This window comes from Cylindrospermopsis sp. CR12 (assembly GCF_001432185.1).
Classification (GTDB): domain Bacteria; phylum Cyanobacteriota; class Cyanobacteriia; order Cyanobacteriales; family Nostocaceae; genus Raphidiopsis; species Raphidiopsis raciborskii.
In genome coordinates this window covers 1-1,071 of the sequence record NZ_LMVE01000049.1, presented here as the reverse complement: position 1 = coordinate 1,071, position 1,071 = coordinate 1, and the positions used below count along the sequence as shown (strand labels likewise).

Below are 1,071 nucleotides of genomic sequence, written 5' to 3'. Positions count from 1 at the left end.
CAGATACCCCAGAGGATGATCGCCGGTTTTTGCTAGATTTAGGCTTAGTTAAGCGTAGTCCTTTGGGTGGACTAACCATTGCCAATCCCATTTACCAGGAGGTGATCCCTCGTGTTTTATCCCAGGGTAGTCAGGACAGTTTACCTCAAATTCAACCCACTTGGTTAAATACTGACAATAGTTTAAATCCCCAAGCTCTATTAAATGCTTTTCTGGAATTTTGGCGACAACATGGGGAACCATTACTCAGAAGTGCGCCCTACCATGAGATTGCTCCCCATTTGGTATTAATGGCATTTTTACACCGGGTGGTAAATGGTGGTGGTACGTTAGAACGGGAATATGCCATTGGTTCTGGGAGAATGGATATTTGTTTACGGTATGGCAAGGTGGTGATGGGTATGGAAATCAAGCTGTGGCGTGAAAGAAAGTCGGATCCTTTAATTAAGGGTTTAACCCAACTGGATAAATATTTAGATGGGTTAGGATTAGATACGGGTTGGTTAGTGATTTTCGATCGCCGTCCCGGTTTACCACCCATGGGAGAGAGGATTAGTACGGAGAAGGTTATTAGTCCTAGGGGACGCACCATTACCCTCATTCGTAGTTAGAAAAATGCGATCGCTAAGTAAAACGTACTTTATTATTTTTATAATTATAAATTATACTTTATCATGGCTAAACAATTTAACACTGCTGGTCCGTGCAAAGCCAACATTCACTATATGCTTTCTCCCACAGGGCGACTACCTCAGTTGAAAGCATTAATTGATGGAGAAAATTACTTTATCATTCATGCACCGCGACAAGTAGGCAAAACCACTGCTATGATGGCCCTAGCTCAAGAATTAACTGACAGTGGGCAATACCTAGCTGTGATGTTAACCGTAGAAACCGGTGCGCCATTTCCAGATGCACCAGAACAAGCGCAACAAAGTATCCTCAGACGTTGGCAGAATGAAATTCGGTTCCGAAAATTACCCTTGCCCACTTTAACCCAAATTCAAAGGGAGACCGAGACTTCTCCCCTAGATATTCAAACAGTCCTGCAAGGGTGGGCCATGGCTTCCC

The 1,071-nt window shown here is 43.6% G+C and carries 2 pseudogenes; both read left to right on the top strand.

The annotated features are described in order from the left end of the window. Positions 1-611 (top strand): annotated as a pseudogene (locus ASL19_RS07325) (ATP-binding protein); the annotation flags it as partial. 63 nt (positions 612-674) lie between these two features. Then, positions 675-1,071, top strand: a pseudogene (locus ASL19_RS07320) (ATP-binding protein); the annotation flags it as partial.